We start from the raw sequence: 670 nt of genomic DNA, 5'->3' as shown, positions 1-670 counted from the left end.
GAAGGTGGTCAGCGCCAGCCCCCTGTCCAGGGCCTGGGCCTCGCCCGCCTCGCGCAGGCACAGCACGCGCGGCAGCCAGCCCAGGCTCTTGCCGCCCTCCACCAGCAGCACATCGGCACGCACCAGCGGCAGCAGGTCGGCCAGATGCCGCCGGGTGGACCAGAACACCGCGCACTCGCCTTCGGCAATGCCTATGACCGTCCGCCCCGGCTTCATCAGCCGGGCGGTGTCCGTTTCCGCCTTGTCCAGATTGTGGTGGGTGTGCTTGGCCACGGCCACGGTCAGGCCGCGCGCCTCCAGCGCGTCGGCCAGCAGCGCGGTGCAGGTGGTCTTGCCCGAATTCTTGAACCCGATGATGCTCACTGCCTTCACGGCGTCCTCCGTATGGCTGGTGCGGTGCACGGCACGCTCCCGCGCGCTGCTCCGCGTGTCGCCCTTTTGCAGTCATCCTAGCGTTGGCCCGGTTCCGGCACAAGCCGGGACTGATAAAAGGAACGCCGCCCGCGCGTCCCCTTTCCCGATACGGGAACATGGACGCACGGACGGCGCGTGATGCCGCCTTGCGCGCTGCCCGGCACCCTGCACATGGCCTGTGGCCACATGCGGGGCTGCCGGCACCGCCCGTCGCGAGGCTGGCGGGAAACCGCCCCGCGCCCAAGGAGGCAGGGAT

1 protein-coding gene is annotated in these 670 nt (G+C 70.4%); it reads right to left on the bottom strand.

What is annotated here, in order from left to right; all coding sequences use genetic code 11:
• A partial coding sequence (locus FVW20_RS17775) for a molybdopterin-guanine dinucleotide biosynthesis protein MobB (protein WP_196610624.1) occupies positions 1–372 on the bottom strand: 372 nt, incomplete at its 3' end.
• Positions 373–670: the final 298 nt, after the last annotated feature.

This window comes from Nitratidesulfovibrio oxamicus (assembly GCF_015731765.1).
GTDB classification, from domain to species: domain Bacteria; phylum Desulfobacterota; class Desulfovibrionia; order Desulfovibrionales; family Desulfovibrionaceae; genus Cupidesulfovibrio; species Cupidesulfovibrio oxamicus.
This window is presented reverse-complemented; position numbering and strand designations above follow the sequence as displayed.